12 protein-coding genes and 1 pseudogene are annotated in these 15,632 nt (G+C 69.3%); 4 read left to right on the plus strand and 9 right to left on the minus strand.

Going from position 1 to position 15,632, the window contains the following annotated elements; all coding sequences use genetic code 11:
- Window positions 1-161 precede the first annotated feature (161 nt).
- Window positions 162-1,031, plus strand: a complete 870-nt coding sequence (locus tag CAP_RS18380) for a hypothetical protein (RefSeq protein WP_156040917.1) — start codon at window positions 162-164, stop codon at window positions 1,029-1,031.
- 84 nt (window positions 1,032-1,115) lie between these two features.
- Here CAP_RS18380 and CAP_RS18385 read toward each other — a convergent pair whose 3' ends face one another.
- Window positions 1,116-2,117 carry a beta-ketoacyl-ACP synthase III gene (locus tag CAP_RS18385; RefSeq protein WP_231511554.1) on the minus strand — a complete coding sequence of 334 codons (1,002 nt, stop codon included), beginning with the start codon at window positions 2,115-2,117 and terminating at the stop codon, window positions 1,116-1,118.
- Window positions 2,118-2,231: 114 nt separating this feature from the next.
- Between CAP_RS18385 and CAP_RS18390 the strand changes: the two genes are divergently transcribed.
- Entirely contained in the window at window positions 2,232-3,059 is an 828-nt protein-coding gene (locus CAP_RS18390; protein WP_156040918.1) for a hypothetical protein, read from the plus strand.
- A complete protein-coding gene (locus CAP_RS18395; protein ID WP_197041238.1) occupies window positions 2,987-4,534 on the plus strand; it encodes an MFS transporter in 1,548 nt (515 codons plus the stop codon). The genes CAP_RS18390 and CAP_RS18395 overlap by 73 nt, the downstream gene beginning before the upstream one ends.
- A 49-nt stretch (window positions 4,535-4,583) precedes the next feature.
- Here CAP_RS18395 and CAP_RS48225 read toward each other — a convergent pair whose 3' ends face one another.
- From CAP_RS48225 to CAP_RS18405, 4 genes and pseudogenes are all read right to left on the minus strand, one after another.
- A complete protein-coding gene (locus CAP_RS48225) occupies window positions 4,584-5,258 on the minus strand; it encodes a Hint domain-containing protein (protein ID WP_231511555.1) in 675 nt (224 codons plus the stop codon).
- A 102-nt stretch (window positions 5,259-5,360) separates the two neighbouring features.
- Window positions 5,361-5,945: pseudogene (locus tag CAP_RS55790) on the minus strand (MopE-related protein); the annotation flags it as partial.
- A complete protein-coding gene (locus tag CAP_RS18400) occupies window positions 5,945-6,994 on the minus strand; it encodes an outer membrane protein assembly factor BamD (protein ID WP_156040920.1) in 1,050 nt (349 codons plus the stop codon). The pseudogene CAP_RS55790 and the gene CAP_RS18400, both read right to left, overlap by 1 nt.
- A gap of 78 nt (window positions 6,995-7,072) precedes the next feature.
- Window positions 7,073-8,542, minus strand: a complete 1,470-nt coding sequence (locus tag CAP_RS18405) for a serine/threonine protein kinase (RefSeq protein WP_044242776.1) — start codon at window positions 8,540-8,542, stop codon at window positions 7,073-7,075.
- Between the two features lie 411 nt (window positions 8,543-8,953).
- Here CAP_RS18405 and CAP_RS18410 point away from each other — a divergent pair, with 411 nt between their 5' ends.
- Window positions 8,954-9,256 carry a hypothetical protein gene (locus CAP_RS18410; RefSeq protein ID WP_044242778.1) on the plus strand — a complete coding sequence of 101 codons (303 nt, stop codon included), beginning with the start codon at window positions 8,954-8,956 and terminating at the stop codon, window positions 9,254-9,256.
- A gap of 659 nt (window positions 9,257-9,915) precedes the next feature.
- Here the strand turns inward: CAP_RS18410 and CAP_RS18415 are convergent.
- The 4 genes from CAP_RS18415 to CAP_RS18430 all read right to left on the minus strand — a co-directional run bounded on the left by CAP_RS18415 (window position 9,916) and on the right by CAP_RS18430 (window position 15,557).
- The gene (locus tag CAP_RS18415; RefSeq protein ID WP_081865011.1) at window positions 9,916-10,629 is read right to left on the minus strand and encodes a retron system putative HNH endonuclease; all 714 of its coding nucleotides are present in this window, start codon (window positions 10,627-10,629) and stop codon (window positions 9,916-9,918) included.
- Window positions 10,616-11,926: an AAA family ATPase gene (locus tag CAP_RS18420; RefSeq protein ID WP_044242784.1), complete on the minus strand. Its 1,311-nt coding sequence runs from the start codon at window positions 11,924-11,926 to the stop codon at window positions 10,616-10,618. The genes CAP_RS18415 and CAP_RS18420 overlap by 14 nt, the downstream gene beginning before the upstream one ends.
- A gap of 104 nt (window positions 11,927-12,030) precedes the next feature.
- Window positions 12,031-13,743, minus strand: a complete 1,713-nt coding sequence (locus CAP_RS18425; RefSeq protein WP_044242786.1) for a radical SAM protein — start codon at window positions 13,741-13,743, stop codon at window positions 12,031-12,033.
- Window positions 13,740-15,557 (minus strand): radical SAM protein, encoded by a 1,818-nt coding sequence (locus CAP_RS18430; RefSeq protein ID WP_044242788.1) that lies wholly within the window; start codon window positions 15,555-15,557, stop codon window positions 13,740-13,742. Before CAP_RS18430 ends, CAP_RS18425 begins: the two co-directional genes overlap by 4 nt.
- Between the last annotated feature and the right edge of the window lie 75 nt (window positions 15,558-15,632).

Here is a 15,632-nt window from a genome sequence, read left to right on the forward strand (position 1 = left end):
CAGGGATCCGGTGCCGGGAGGGTCCCCTCGTCCCCTGCGCCAGAGCTCGGTCCCGGGTCCGAGGTCTACCTGCGCGCCCGTCGGAGCTCCAGGAAGTAAGGGTTTCCCCTGCTCTGAGTGCTGCAGCATCCCTGCTATCCTGGGGCGTGGAAGAGGTGCGCATGAGCGGCTATCGGGAGGAACGCGAGGCCTTGCGCGCGCGTGCGGAGGGGCTCGAGCAAGAGCTCGGCCACGTCCGCAGCGAGCTTGCACAGACCCAGGAGACGCTGCGTCAGACCCAGCAGTCGACCCCCTGGGAGCGCCTCGAACAGCTCGAACGCGACCTCGCCACCGCGCAGCGCGCCCTGCACGACCTGAAGGGGCAGATGGCGTCCACCGCCCGGCCCCCGCCTCGCTCGAGCGGGCCTGCCATCGCCGCCGCCGTGGTGGGCCTGGTCCTGGTCGGCGCCGCGTCCTCGATGATCTTCGTGGCCCGCCGCGCCTCCCCTCCCCCACCCCCGGTGGTCCACACCGCCCCACCGCCGACGTACCACGAGCAGCCCACGCACCAGCAGCCCTCGACGGGCGTGGTTCCTCACGGCACGACCCCCGCCCCTGCCCCGGAGCGCATCACCGCCACCTGGAAGGGAGCCCTGGTGAGCCAGAGCGGGCTCGGGGTGCGCCCGGGCGCCGCCTGTGCGGTCGAGGCCACGCTGGTCCGCAACCACGGCGAGACGGAGCACTCGGTGGACACGCTCGGCGTGCAGTGCGGCGGGGTCTCCGTGTACCGCTCCACCGATGAGCTGAACGGCATCTCCATGAACCGGAGCGGCGTGCGCGAAGAGTCCGGCGCCAGCGGCAAGGCTTACCTGGTGGTGTACGACGACACCGGAGACCGGACCGGCGCCCGCGCCCAGATCTCGCTGAGCAGCGCCGCCGGAGAGGCGCACGTGTGGCGCGCGACGGTGCCGAACCTCGACGTCCGCATCCGCCTCGATCACCTCTCCTCGAAGGTGGCCACCGCCCCTGCGCCTCTCTCCGACCAGGAGTGATCCCTCCTCCGTGCAGGCCGCCGCCTCCCGCGGCAGTGCGCGCTCACCTCCGCTGGCCACCGCCCCCCGCGGCAGCGCGCCGGTTCACATCCGCACCATCGCCGCTCCCCAGGTGACCCCTGCGCCGAGGGCGCACATGAGCACCGTCTGGCCCCGCTGCACGCGCCCGTCGCGCACGGCGCCATCGAGGGCGATGGGGATCGACGCCGCGCCGGTGTTCCCCGTCTCCGCGAGATCCTCGACGAACTTGTGCCGCGGGTAGCCGAGGCGCTGCGAGATCAGGTTCACGATGTTCCGGTTGGCCTGGTGCGGGATCACCCAGTCGAGCTCCGCGCTGGTCAGCCCCGCCGCCTTGAGCGCCTGCATGGAGTACGAGGTGAGGTGCTTGACGCTCACCTGGAACAGCTCGCGCCCCTTCATCTGCAGGCGGTGGCGGTTCGCGGCGAGCGCCTCCGCGCTGAGCGGCTCCGCGGAGCCCCCGGCCGGGACCTTGAGCAGGTCCCCGAGCGCGCCGTCGGCGTGGATACGCGCCGAGAGGATGCCCCGCCCATCGCTCTGCGCAGGCCCGAGCACCACCGCCCCCGCGCCGTCCCCGAAGAGGGGCGCCGTGGCCCGGTCGTCGGGGTTCACGAGCCGCGTCATCATGTCGGCCCCGACCACCAGGATGGTGCCGTAGGTGCCTGCGGAGATGAACTGATCCGCCACCGTCAGGGCGTAGAGGAACCCCGCGAACGACGCGGCGAGATCGAAGGAGGGGATCAGATCTGCGCCGATCTTCTGCTGGACGTTCACCGCCGTGGCGGGCATGGGCGAGTCGCCGCTCGTGGTGGCGACGATGATCATGTCGAGATCCGCAGGCGTGAGCCCCGCCGCCTCCAGCGCCGCCCTGCTCGCCGCCGCGGCCATGTCGCTGGTCACCTGGCCCTTGGCGGCCACGTGCCGCCGCTCGATCCCCGTGTGCTCCTGGATCCAGACGTCGGTGGTGTCGAGGCGCTGGGCCAGGACCTCGTTGCCCACGACCTCCTCGGGCAGGTAACGGCCGGTGCCCAGGATGCGGGTCCGCGGGATGCTCATCTGTCGTGCCATGGCGCGCAGGCTAGTACAGGGCGGCCCCCTCCGGCGCGAGAAGCGGGCCGGGGATCAAAGGGGACACCGGAGCGCTTGAGTCTGGACCGCCGTCGGGTGCATAAAGCCCCTGCAATGGCGAAGAGCGACAGCCGCAGCAAGCGCCCCGACGGCAACGGTGAGAGCAAGCGCTCCGCGAAGGCGCGCGACGACGCGGAGGATCCGCGTGACGACGCGTCCGACGCGGAGGACGAGGCGCGCAACGACGCGGAGAGCGACGCCGACGAGGCGCGCAACGACGCGGAGGACGAGAACGCGGGCGAGGCCGGCGGAAAGGCGAAGGCCCAGGCCGGGACCGCCTCCACCGCGGCTTCCCGTGAAGGGCGCCCCCGCGCCAAGGCCACCCGCCGCGTTGGTCCCAAGCCAGTCCCTCCGCCGCCCCTGCCGGCCCAGGGCGGCGCCCTCGGCAAGAGCCTCCTCCTCTTCGTGCTCATCGTCGGCGGCCTGGCGGCAGCCTTCGCCGTCTTCGGCCAGGAGACCGGCGGCCGCGGCGCCGTCAACTGGAAGCCAGGCTCGAAGCCGCTCGTGGAGATCACCCTCGTGGCGAGCGACAGGCGCGATCTCGCCTGCTGGTCCCCCCAGGAGGTGAGCGGCAAGCACTGCGGCTTCCAGGCGCCGGCACAGCCCTGGCCGAACGGCGACCCCAACGACGACAAGACGACGCTCCGGCCCTACACCACCGTCGACGGCGTCCAGTTCCTCGCCGCTGGCGTGTGGAGCGATCCAGCCCTCGCCGGCAACCTCCCCCTCGGCCGCTTCTCGGTGAAGTGCACCCTCAACGTCGAGGGCAACGTCAAGCGCCCCAGCGTGCGCTGGTCCTCCGAGGGTGCGTGGCTCGATCAGACCAACGACTGGATGGCCGGCCACGTCACCTCCTGCAAGCTGATCGGCTCGACCCCCTGAACCACGCGGCTCACGGTGGCCCGGCCCACAGCGGTGACGAGCGCGCCGGCAAGTGGGCGGTCCTCGCGATCGTGGCCATCGGCGTGGTCATGGCCACGCTCGACTCGTCCATCGTCAACATCAGCCTCCCGGCCATCGCCGCCCACTTCCACGTCCCCCTCAGCGGCGCCGTCGCGTGGATCGTCATCGCCTACCTCGTCGTCCTCGCCTCCCTGATGCTCACCGCGGGCCGCCTCGCCGACATGATCGGCCGCAAGCCCATCTGGATCGCCGGCCTCGCCATCTTCACGGTCAGCTCCGCCCTCTGCGGCGCGGCGTCCTCCCTCGGCATGCTCGTCGCCTTCCGCGCCCTGCAGGGCATCGGCGGCGCCATGCTCATGGCCGTGAGCCCCGCCATGCTCACCCAGGCCTTCCCGCCCCAGGAGCGTGGCCGCGCCCTCGGCCTGAACGCCCTCTTCGTGGCCCTCGGCGTCAGCGCCGGCCCCACCCTCGGCGGCCTGATCACCGCGCACCTGAGCTGGCGCTACATCTTCTACGTCAACCTCCCGGTCGGCATCCTCGGCATCGTCGCCTCGCTCCTGGTGCTCACCGAGCGCATGCGCCGCGGCCGGAGCCGCTTCGACCTCCCCGACGCGCTCCTCCTCGGCGGCGGCCTCGCCGCCCTCACCGGCGGCCTCACCTTCGGTCAGGAGCTCGGGTGGCGCTCCCCTCTCCTCCTCTCCCTCATCGGCGGCGCGGTGCTCCTCCTCGTCCTCCTCGTCCTGCACGAACGCCGCCACCCTGCCCCCCTCATCGACCTCTCCCTCTTCCAGAACCGCGTCTTCACCTCGGCCGCCCTGAGCCTCGTGCTCAGCTTCTTCGCCATGTTCGCGGGCCAGATCCTCATGCCCTTCTACCTGGAGCAGCTCCGCGGCTTCTCCGTGCAGACCTCGGGCCTGCTCATCACCCCGCTCCCCATCACCCTGGCCCTGGTCGCCCCGCTGAGCGGCTCCCTCGCCGACCGCTTCGGCTCCCGCTGGCTCACCGTCGTTGGCCTGTCCACGGCGTGCCTCGGCCTGGTGCTCACCGGCCACCTGAACGCGCAGACGCCGGTCCCCCTCGTCGTGGCCACCCTGATGGTCACCGCCGCCGGCCAGGCTCTCTTCCAGCCCCCCAACAACAGCGCCCTGCTCGGCGCCGCGCCAAAGGACAAGCAGGGCGTGGCCTCGGGCCTGCTGGCGACGGGCCGGGTGGTGGGCCAGAGCCTGAGCGTCGCGCTGGCGGGGGCCGTCTTCCCCAGCCTCGGCGGCGCAGCAGCGGGTCACGAGCTGGAGAAGCTGCGCGATGCGGGCGCGAGCGCCGCGCAGATGGCGCCCCTGGAGGCGACGTTCGAGGGCGCCTTCAAGACCACGTTCATGGTGTGCGCGGCGATCGCGTCGGTGGGGGTGGCAGCGACGCTGGTGCGGGGGCGGGGAGAGCAGCGGACGGGGAGATAAGTGGCGAGCGAGCGATGCTTGGACTGGAGCTGGTGGATGGGTTCTCGTTTTAAGGACACATCTCCTTGTTATGGACCAGAATACCTCCAGCGAAGTAGTTGTGGTGAGTGCCAACCGTCAGATTGAACGTGGCTTCTCTCACGACTTCGCTGTAGAGCGAATTCACCACGCCAGCTTGCACCTTCAGCAGTCCGTCTTTCACAGTCGCATCTAGCATCAACAGCCCATCAGAAACACCTAGATCGCCTGCTGGCACCCAGTTGCCGTTAACGTAAAATGGGTGATTGGAAGTGACCCGAAGCGTGTCGTTCACAAGAAGGATCGCTCGGTCACCCGTATTTTGCGCGTGAACGAAAGTTCGAATGACCGGCGCTGGAGTGACCACTTCGGCTTCGATATCATAGGCAAGTACCCAATCGCCGACACGAATTTGCTCGATTGCGCGTCGCGTACCATCAGCCATAGCTATCGGTGTTCCTGCTACGAAACACTCGTCAGTAGCGCCATCACAATCGTCATCTTGGCCGTTGCACTGAACTTCCGAGGATGGCTCATTGAGAGGCGAGCACGAATAATACCCTTCAGCACAGACATAGCTTCCAAATGCACAGATGCCTTCCGAACCTGTGTCGCAGAAACCGCCGGATAGGCCCTCATCGATCTGGCCATCGCAGTCATCGTCGATTTCGTTGCAGTTCTCGGAAGTGGGAGTCTGCTGGCCCATGCATGCCTCCCATACCCCGTTCGTGCAAGTGCGCATGCCTGCATGGCAAGCGCCGATGCCCGAGGTCCCTACCGAGCCAGTGTAACAAGCTTCCTGGTATTGATCGGTGCTCCCGTCACAATCATCATCAACAGCGTTGCATGTCTCAACGGCAGGGACCACTTCACCCTGACAGGCGCCCCAAATCCCGTTGACGCAAGTCTGCTCGCCTTCTTGGCAAGCCCCAGTGCCTTGCGACCCCTGCGGGCCGCTGTAACAGATCTGTACAAGATCTTCATCGATTGAGCTGTCGCAGTCGTCGTCTAGCCCGTTGCACATCTCGGGAAGGGGGGAGGTTTCACCCTCACAAGGTCCCCATGCAGAACCATCGGAGGCACACGTTCGTATACCGTGATGGCATATGCCGACTCCGTCGGTGCCCTCTGGACCGGAGTAACAGTCCTCAACCGCTCCAGCGGCGCATTCAACCGTCTCGCCTCCTGACGTGGCGCTGCTGCTAACTTCTGCATCAGTCCCACCGATGCCGCCAGCTCCCCCACCACCGACGCCGCTAGCGCCTCCATTACTGCCGATACCTGTCGCCACTCCGATGCGGTAGTCCTCATCAATCCCGAGGACAGTGAGGCACCCCCCGCTCAGCACCGCCAAGATCAGTGCGCCCACACCGAATGATCGCTGCCCCTCCATCACCACACCCCCTTCACGCCGAGCGCAGCGCCTTCCGGCCCCGCGTCCACCATCGCCTGCATGCCCCGCTTCGTTCCGCCCACCTTCGTCGACGAAGGCTCGGTCAACCACAGCACCAGTCCCGTCGCGATGCCCACCGCACCGACGCCGAACCCGACGGTGCTGAGCACCCCGGGCACCTTGGCCGCATCCGCAGCCTCCTTGCCCTCCGGGTCGCACACCGCGCCAGTGCAGTGCTCCTGGACCACCGACTTCTTCGACAGGGCCATCAGCCCGGTCACCCCGCCGAGCGCCAACCCGGCCACGCCAACACCTCCGGCCACGAGGGCACCGATGCGCCTGCCGCTCATCGCCCCGGACCCGAGCTCCACCGGCGTCTCCATGGTCACGCGCGGCTTCGGCACCGCGGCGGGTGCCGGAGGCGATGCCTTCTCGGCGCGCTTCACCTGGATCTCCAGGACCCGTTTCTCGCCGGCGGCCAGTGTGACCCGCTGCTCCACCACCGGCCCCTCTCCTACCCGGGTCGTCACCACGTGCTCACCGGGGTCGAGTGGCAGCGCCATCCCCAGCGACGTGCCGCTGAACGTGACGCCGTCGCGGGTGACGAGGACATCGTTCGGCGCCGACTCGGGCAGGACCAGCGTCAGCTCCGGGATCAAGGCCGCGAGCTGTTCCTGGCGGGCCTGCGCCATCTTGGCCCGCTTGTCGTGGCGAAGCCTCTGGGTGATCTTGAGCTGCTCCACGGCGCGCAGGTAGTCCGCGTAGAGCGCTGCCGCCGTGGCGACCTTGCCCGCCTTGTCCTGACAGTCTGCGAGCGCGAAGAGGGTTCCGGGGCGGGGATCGAGGCGCTGGCTCTCGGCGAGCGCGGGGCAGGCAGTCTCGTAGTGGCCCGCCTCCAGCTCGGTGACGCCCTTGTCGAAGAGGGCCTCGGCTGCGGCCAGATCCTGGGTCGCGGCAGGTGCAGGCGGCTCCTGGGCCGCGGCAGGTCGTCCTGCCAGCAGCGCCAGCAGGGAGAGGGACATCGTTAAGGCGCGGGACCTGGTGTTCATGATCATGCCGTTCGTGGATGGAAGGGTTAGAGTGAGCACGAGCCGAGGCCTGCGCGCGAGGCGCAGGCAAAGAGATCTTCAGTCGCGGATGTAGAGTCTCCCTTTCCCCTTGCTGGGAGCCGCAGCAGGCCGCGGGCTTTGAGAGGGCGGGACTGTCTTCTTCACCGCTTCCGGGGCGGGGGCCCCGCTCGCCGCATGCGCAGGCAGCGGCGTCGGAGGAACCACCGAGGTCTCTGCGGGCGGCGTCCCGGGACTGTCTTGAGAGGTCTTGTCAGGGCTGGTTCGCGCAGTCCCTTCGGCCTCCTTCGCCGGCTCGGACGGCCGCACTTCGGGCGCCGTGGGAGCGGCGTTCTCCGGTGGCGCCTCGGGACCGTTGCCGGCCGGCTCGGATGCAGGGACGAGCGCCGCAGCAGCGAGGCCGTCGGGTTCTGGTGCGGATCGGCCGCGCGTGAAGAGGACAGCCCCCGTCCCCCCCAGCGCGGCGACCACCAGCGCGGCGCCCACGCCGATGCCCAGCACCTCGCGCCGCCCTCGATGTCGCTCCGGCGTCTTCGTGCCGCTCAGGGCCACCGTGGAGATGGCCGGCTGCGCGCTCAGCTCGGCCTGGGAAGGCATCCGGGAGAGCGACTGAGGTCCGGAGCTCTCCAGACCCGGTCGCGGGACGCCCAGCGCATCCGCGAGATCTGCCACCAGGGCCGACGCGGAGGGGAATCGATCCGCGGGGGCGAAGGCCGCCGCCCTCGCGAACCACGCGCTGAAGGCGGGGGGCAGCGGCACCCCGGCGCGGCGCGCGCGCTCCGTGGCCTGCTCCTGGGGACCGTTGAGGACCGCGCTCGCGAACGCGAACACGTTGCCGCCGCTCTCCTTGGCCTCGTCGGACCAGTAGGCGCGGCCGACGAGCAGCGTGTAGGCGACCATCGCCAGCGCGTAGAGGTCGGTCGCGGGAGAGACGGCGTTGCCGGGCCGGAACTGCTCCGGCGCCATGTAGAGGGGCGTGCCGATGCTGCGGGTCGCGTTGACGTGCGTGCCGCTCTCGGCGATCACCTTGGCGATGCCGAAGTCGAGCACCTTGACGCGGGGCGCGCCGTCTTCGCGGTGCGTGAGGAACAGGTTCTCGGGCTTGAGATCGCGGTGAACGATCATCGCCCGGTGGGTTTTGTCCAGCGCGAGGGCCGCCTGGTACAGGTACGTCACCACCTCTGCGGACGTGAAGTGCCCGCGCTGCCGCAATAACCGGCCCAGCTCTTCTCCGCGCAGAAGCTCCATGACCAGGAAGGGCATCTGCGTCGCCGCGTCGATGCCGGCGTCGAAGACATCGACGATGAACTCGCTCTCGATGTCGGCCGCGACGCGCGCCTCCTGCCGGAACCGCTCCCGCAGCTCGTCGCTCTGCAGGAACTGCGGGTGCATCACCTTGAGCGCCCGACGTCGGTTCGTCTCCAGGTGCGTCACCTCGTAGACGGCGCCCATGCCTCCCGAAGCGATGCAGCCGAGGACGCGGTAGCGCTCGGCGAACACCGAGCCTTCAACGAGCGAGACTGTGGACATGCGTGCTCCCGGAGCGCGCCTCCAGACGCGCCCAGCTCACCCCCGGACCCCGCCTCTCGCAGACTGCGAGCATCGGGGTGACCCTCCCAGGGTTAGAAGAGGGGGCGCACGCTGGCCAAATTCTATACCTGCGGGTCTGCGGACAGGCTGCTGTTCGCTGCGGACCGAGCATGGGTCGTGCAACGCCGCGCATCGCCCCAGGGGGTCTCGGGGAGAAGGTGCTCCGTGTCAGCGGCAGGAGGGCGAGGGCGCCTCACGGAGGATCGCGGAGAGCAGCGGGCAAGGCGGTGAGGACTGCGCCCGAGGTGACCTTCTCCGTGGACGCAGATGCGCGAAGCCACTAGGGGGGGATTCAGTCCGTCGGGTGCCCTGGAGCGTCGAAAATGGCTCCCACCTGGTGAAAGGCAAGAGATGAAATCGTACGTCCGTGCTCTGCTCGTCGCCATGTCGACCGTGGTCGTCGGCGGCTGTGCCTCGATGATGATCGGCAGCCAGCCCTGGTTCGACCAGCATGATTACGGGAAGAAGGCGCTCGCCGAACGGGCGAGCTTCGACCTGTCCTGCGCGCGCGAGCAACTGCAGTTCTTGTGCGTTGGACCGGGCTCCGACTGCTCCTCGGTCGGCGTCAGCGGATGCGACAAGAAGGCCACGTACGAGTTCGTCGCCGACCGCTGGGTCATGAACAACGCAGCCAGCGCGACCGCGGCCAAGTAGGCCCCCCCACGAAGGCTCGGGGTACCCGGACGCGCACCGGTGAAAGTCCTCCGGAGAACGACGCGCGCTCCGCCCAGGGCCTGCGGTCGACGGATGAAGGACCCGCAGCGACGCGCTGGAGAACGCCCACGAAGCCGTTGAAACAATGTCGCCGGGGTTGGATCGTCCGCGCCGACATTGTCCTGGCGGGCGTTCCACCCGCGCCGACATTGTCGCCGCGGCCGATCTACCCGCGCTGACATTGTCCTGGCGGGCGTTCCACCCGCGCCAACATTGCCCTGACGAGCGAGGTACCCGCGCCGACATTGTCCTGGCGGGCGGGGCAGCCGTTGGAACATTCGCTCCACGGGTGGTCGTCCGCGCCGACATTGTCGCCACGGACGATCTACCCGCGCCGACATTCTCTCCACGGGCGCTCCACCCGCGCCGACATTGTCACCGCAGGTGGATCGCCCGTCGAGACATCGGCGTGACGGGTCCTCTACCCGTGCGGACAATGTCGCGGCGGCCCCCGCTCCCGCAGCCCTCGCGGAGGCCCGAGGGCACGCTCCGGAAGATGTATCCGACAGCGCCTCATGGGCTCGACAGTGAGATCGTGCGGCGAGACCCGCTGTACGACTCGCGGAGCCGCAAGAGACGTCAAGCGCGCCCGGCTACCGCTATAGCTGACGAAGCTTCTTCTGCAGGTAGTGGATGGCTACCTGGCAGTACGGCCGGAGGAGGCCCTTGGCACCGGGCGCCGAGGCGTCCTGGAGGAGCTCCTTCACACGCGCCAGCGTCGGCTTCTTCTGCAACTCCCGGCGCAGCAAGCCGATCACGGCTGCGCGGTTTCGCCTGAGCCGCGGTAGATTGAGGTTCAGGCGCGCGATCATCCGCTCGACCTTGTCCCTCTCAGCAGGCTCAAAGCGCTGTGACGTCCGAGCTTCTCCGGAAACGGTGTAGGAGAAGCGCTCGCCGATGTCGGGCGGGAAGGCGGCAGGGTTCAGGTCGAGGCCCTGCTCGGTCACCTTGAGGTGCCCGCGGTAGGTGTCGCAGTGATACCGGGCCTGCTGGTCGCTCTCGCCGCCCCCCTCGATGCCCACATCGCCGATGCAGACGCCGAGGAGGTTGCTCCAGTCGAACATCTTCGCACGGCTCGCGTTGCGCGCCTCGAAGTGCTCGATCTTCATCGAGGTGTTGTCGGGAGGCTCCAGTGGTTTGTTGCTCTGCGGAATGAGGGACATGCAGTAGGCGCAGAGCCCCCCCTGCTCGTCGTTCGCTTGCTTGCGCATCTCGCGCCTTTGCGCTCCGCTCACGGAACTCCAGTCGGCTCCCGGCGTTTCGCGCAGGTCCTTCAGACAGGCGGGTTCAGGGCCCTTTTTAATCCGCCGCATCCCCCACCTCCGCCAGGGAGATCTCCCAGCGCGCGGAGACCACCTCCGTGTCTTCCTCGCCGAGAGCGCGCGACAGCTCGTCGAGGAGGGCCCTCGCGCTGGCCACCTCGCCGTCTTCGATCAGCCTCGCCAGCTTGTCGAGCTTGTCACGGATGGCCTGAGGGCGAGCGGTCACGCCGAAGATGTCTTCGAGGATGGTGTTGACGTCCTTCCCGGCCATCTCTCTCACCCGATGGACGCGATGGTCGGGACCGATGAGGCACACCGAAGCGCCAGGCGCCGACGACATCACCTGCGGGGAGTGGGTGGTGACCACGAACTGGATCTTCGGGAAGGTGCGCCGCAGGTCATCCAGCACGCGCCACTGCCACGCCGGATGCAGGTGGAGATCCACCTCGTCGATGAGCACCACACCGGGGGCCTGGGAGGGCGCCCTGGCGCCGAGATGCGGGTTGAGCTGCAGCGCGCGCCAGGCGATGTCCGCTGCCACCGCGATGAGGTTCCTCTGGCCATCGGAGAGGGCTTCGAAGGGGATGGACGCGCCCTGCTCGAACTCGACCCGCAGCTCCCGATGGTTCGCGCTGTAGTAGATGCGCTTCGCACCTTCGAGGCACCCGCAGGCCGCCGCGCTCACGGCCTCCAGCTCCGGGCTGCTCACCTCGGTAAGGGGCCTGCCTTCTTCATCGGCACGGGCGAGGCGCTGGAGGCGGTCGTTCTCGCGCCAGGCCATCCACGCCTCGAATCCCTTGTGGTCCGACGCGGCTTCGAGGCTGGCACGATAACCCTCAAGGCGCGACTTGAGCTTGCCCTTCGTGGCACTCTTCTCGCGCTTGTGGAGCCAGAGCCGGCCGGTCCCGTAGTAGGCGAGCACCGGGAGCAGCGTCTGCGGCGCCGAAGAAAGGCTCTCTTCGGCCTGCGCTGCGAGTTGCCGGAGGCGCGAGGAGCCGGCCGTCGTGGTGCGTCCGTCAACGCTGCGAAGCTCCCGCGACCATGCCACGGGAGTGCTCAGTACCTCGCCCTCGGCCGCAACAACCACGGGATAGGACGCCTCCTCGGCTGGGATGTCCGACGAGGCCCGCGCGGAGGTCAACCGCGCTGCAGTGCGAGGGATGGGCTGATCCTCCGCGATGGCGCTGAACCCGCTCAACCAGGCCCCCAGCGCCACCGCCAGCCCTTCGAGGACGGTCGACTTGCCAGCCCCGTTACGGCCAATGAGCACGGTGAGCTGCGGGTCGAGCTTGAGCTTGAACTCCTTGAACGCGCGGAAGTTGATCAGGGAGATCTCTTGGATGCGCATCGTTGGATGGATCGAGATAATCGCTGACGTTCGGTGAACGCCAGCGCATTCGGTCCCCGCGTCTCAGGGCGCAGCGGCTCTGCGCAAGGCGCGCATGCCTCCCGTCACGGCGTCGCTGCCGCTGCCATCTCCACTGCTTCTTCCGCCACGATCGGCGTGAGCGGCGCGTACGAGTGCGCGCGCACCCAGTTGATGTGCACCCCGGGGCAGCGCGCGTCCTCCACGCAGGTCCGGCAGCGCAGCGCCTTCGTCATGTAGCCGTCGGCCACGTAGCGCTGGGTGTAGCGGTGCATGTCGATGCGCGCGTCCTGGCCGAGCATCGCCGTGTCGAGCACGCGCAGCGAGCGGCGCGGCTTCCGCCCGGCGAGGCAGCGGGGGATGTTCTCCACGGGCACCTCGGCCGGTAGGTCGGCGCAGAAGGCGGGCAGGTCGACATCGCGCTCCAGGGCGTCGGTCACCCGGTCGTAGTTCGGCTGCACCACCACCACCCGCCGGAGCGCCTCGGGGGCGAGGGCCTTGATCGCGGGCGCCGTCTCCTGGGTCAGGAACACGCCGATCTCGATCGCGGCCGGCAGGGAGAGCAGGTGCGGGAGGGCCTCCGGGCGCGCGGTGTCGCAGCGGGTGAGCCTCTTGCCGAACAGTGTTCCCTCGGGGGTGAGCGCCTCCTCGATGCCCCGGTACTCGTCGAGCTCCAGGACGATGGAGGGTGCCGCCGTCGCGCCCGCGAGGCGCTGCGCCTCGTCGAGGTCCTGGCCCACGAGGCGGGCGAGGGGCGCCTCGGGCAGCTTGCCGGCCCGGGGAGGCTCGCCCGCGAGGCGGAGCACGTCGACCTGCTCCGCCTGCCGCGTGGCGATGACGTCGTCGAGCGAGTCGCAGAGGCTCCGCAGGTAGCACTGCTGGCAGCGCTCGGGCTCGCGGCAGTCGAGCTTCTGGCCGAGGGAGAGGTAGCGGTCGTACTCCTCGCGGCGGCCGCGCACCTCGTCGTTGAGCTTGTAGGGGTCCTGGATCAGCTCCTCGAAGCCCTCGGTGTAGGGCGGGGGGAAGCGGTTCAGCCAGATGTGGAGGTCGGGGCGGCGCGCGTAGGCGAAGGCGCGCTGCAGGTACTCCAGGTTGCCGTCGAGATCGTAGAACAGGTGGTGCCGCGCGTTGCTCCAGGCGTTGCCGAAGGGGATGACGTGGAGCAGGTCGAACTCCTTCACGCCCCAGGAGATGAAGGTCTCCAGCATGTCGGGCAGGTGGCGGACGTTCTGCTTGTTGATGACGATGTCGACGTTGATGATGAACCGGCCCGAGGCGAGCGCCGCCTTGAGGCCCGCCACCTCCTCGACGAAGGCGCCTGGTGTCCCCACGAGGGCGTCGTGGAGCTTCGCGGTGTGGCCGTGCAGGGAGAAGGTGATCTCGTCGAGGCCGTTCTTCGCGGCGGTGTCGAGGAACTCCGGGTAGCGGAACATGCGGCCGTTGGTCACGGTCTGCACCTTCGGGTAGCCGGCGCGCTTGCCGAGCTTCACGAAGTCGAGGAAGTTCGGGTGCATCGTCGGCTCGCCGCCGGAGAGGATGAGCCGGTCGGCGCCGCGCTTCCGGCCCTCGATGATCTGGACCTTGATGTCCATGTTCTTGCGCATCGTCCCGTCGTGCGCGTGGGAGTCGAGGCAGAAGGTGCAGCGGTTGTTGCAGTCGAACGACAGGCGCACCCAGTTGCGCTTCTCGTGGGCGGCCTCCTCGTGCTGGGCGACCTTGCGGGCTCCCTCGTCGCCGCGGGAGATGAGGGCGTCGTTCTGGAAGTCGGCGAAGCTCGCGTCGATGACGGCTTGGGTCACGGGTGGCCTTCCTCGGCAGAGATGCGCTGGTAGCAGAGCATCCACTGGTTGGACGTCTCCGGACCGACGGCCCGGCGGGAAACGAGGCGCAGGGGGCGGCCGGCGAGGCGTCGCTCGGCTTCGGCGGCGCCATCGTTCCGGTAGTGCTCGAAGCGGTTCGCGGGGGCGGCCTCGGCGCGGGCGGCGTGGGCGCGGCCGCGGACCAGGCCGAAGGCCACGTTGTCGACCACGAGGAGCGAGCCCCCGGGGCGGAGCCGCGCGAGGGCCCGGTCGAGGACCTTGCCCGGGTCCACGAGGTGGTTCCAGCTCCGGAGGACGAGGACGTGGTCGACCTCGCCCACGTCGTCGGGGAGGGCCTCGGCCGGCGCCGCGATGAAGCGCCCGAAGGGGTAGCGGGACGAGAGCACCGCGAGCCGCCCCTCGTCCGGATCCAGGCCCACGTAGTCGATGGCGCCGGCGCGGGCCTGCTCGGCGAGGACGTCGAGGTAGGGCCCCTCGCCGCAGCCGAGGTCCAGCACCCGGCCGCGGAGCGCGCGGAGGCGGTCGAGGACCAGGGCGTCGTCGCGCGTGAAGACGTCCTCGCGCACGGGCTCCCAGCAGCCGGTGCACTCGTCGCGGCGCGGGCAGGCGCCGCACTCGGCCGAGATCCGGAGCTTGCGCAGGTCCTTCGCGAAGTCGTCGGGCGCGAGCTTCGAGGAGATGTCCACGTAGAGCTGACCGGCGCCCTCCTTGGTGGCGAGCAGCTCGGCGTCCGCAAAGTCGCGCGTCCCGGTGCGGAAGAGGCGCATGCGGTCCTTGAGCCGCAGGAACAGGGTGCGCCCGCGGTCGTAAGGCCTGACGCCATCGCGGCGGACCGGGCAAGGGGCGCCGGGGGGGCGGACGAGGTCGCGCTCGGGGACGAAGTGGAAGGAGTTCGCGCGAGGGAGATCGTGCACCGGCCGGAGGGCGCCGTCGCCGCGCGCCTCGTGGTAGCCGCGGTAGAGGCCCGGGCAGGCCCCGCGGAGCGAGCAGTCCTCGCACTTCTCCGTGTGGATCTTGGCCACGTCGTCCACCGGCACGAAGTCGTCCTCGTCGGTCTCGATCATCGAGGCGAAGCGGTGGGTCTTGAGGTCGTCGTAGAGGTGCTCGAGCCCCGGCAGGAGGCAGAAGGGGATGCCGTCGTGCGCGAAGCGCAAGGTGCCGGGCTCGGCCCGCTCCATGCCGTACGCGATGGCGTCCTTCACGGCGGCGGCGCACGCGGCGACCTCCGGGCAGATCACGTCGTAGGCGCGGTCTGCGGCCCCCTTGGGCTGGGTCATCGAGAACTTGAGGCACAGGTCCCGGAGGGGCAGGAGCCGGTCGACGAGGCCACGCAGGTGCTTGACGTTGGCCGTGGTCACCACGCAGTTGGCGGTGAGGTCCGGCACCCGGCCCGCGAGGTTCTGCAGGGCGGCGACGGCCTTCTGGAAGGTGTCGGCGCGGACCACGGAGTTGTGCACCTTGGCCGCGCCGCCGTGGATCGACATGTACACGTAGCGCAGCCGGCACTCGGCGATCAGCTCGTCGACGACGTGGGGGTACGAGAGCAGGAGGCCGTTGGTGACCAGACCGAAGTCGAGGCCGAGGGCCGCCACGCGCCGCGCCCAGCGGAGCAGCTCGGGGCGGATCGTGGGCTCACCGCCCGAGAGCACCACCATGCTGTAGCCGAGCCGCCGCGCGCGCTCGATCTTCCAGTCGACCCGCTCGGTGGAGTCGTTCATCTGGCGCATGTCGGCGGTGTGGCAGAACGTGCAGTTCTCGTTGCACGCATAGCCGACCTTGATGAGCGCCTTCACGGGACCCCGATGCTACTCCGGCGAACGCGTTCTCCATAGCCAAGAGGGTCATGCTGAAAAGCGCAGAGCCCGCTC

It is taken from the genome of Chondromyces apiculatus DSM 436 (assembly GCF_000601485.1).
GTDB lineage: Bacteria > Myxococcota_A > Polyangia > Polyangiales > Polyangiaceae > Chondromyces > Chondromyces apiculatus.

What these genes read in the sequence shown, in the direction of transcription:
- CAP_RS18400 (WP_156040920.1), bottom strand. Translation starts at nt 6,994, where the DNA reads ATGAACACCAGGTCCCGCGCCTTAACGATGTCCCTCTCCCTGCTGGCG.
- CAP_RS18380 (WP_156040917.1), top strand. Translation starts at nt 162, where the DNA reads ATGAGCGGCTATCGGGAGGAACGCGAGGCCTTGCGCGCGCGTGCGGAG.
- CAP_RS18420 (WP_044242784.1), bottom strand. Translation starts at nt 11,926, where the DNA reads ATGCGCATCCAAGAGATCTCCCTGATCAACTTCCGCGCGTTCAAGGAG.
- CAP_RS18390 (WP_156040918.1), top strand. Translation starts at nt 2,232, where the DNA reads ATGGCGAAGAGCGACAGCCGCAGCAAGCGCCCCGACGGCAACGGTGAG.
- CAP_RS48225 (WP_231511555.1), bottom strand. Translation starts at nt 5,258, where the DNA reads ATGGGCCAGCAGACTCCCACTTCCGAGAACTGCAACGAAATCGACGAT.
- CAP_RS18410 (WP_044242778.1), top strand. Translation starts at nt 8,954, where the DNA reads ATGAAATCGTACGTCCGTGCTCTGCTCGTCGCCATGTCGACCGTGGTC.
- CAP_RS18385 (WP_231511554.1), bottom strand. Translation starts at nt 2,117, where the DNA reads ATGGCACGACAGATGAGCATCCCGCGGACCCGCATCCTGGGCACCGGC.
- CAP_RS18405 (WP_044242776.1), bottom strand. Translation starts at nt 8,542, where the DNA reads ATGTCCACAGTCTCGCTCGTTGAAGGCTCGGTGTTCGCCGAGCGCTAC.
- CAP_RS18415 (WP_081865011.1), bottom strand. Translation starts at nt 10,629, where the DNA reads ATGCGGCGGATTAAAAAGGGCCCTGAACCCGCCTGTCTGAAGGACCTG.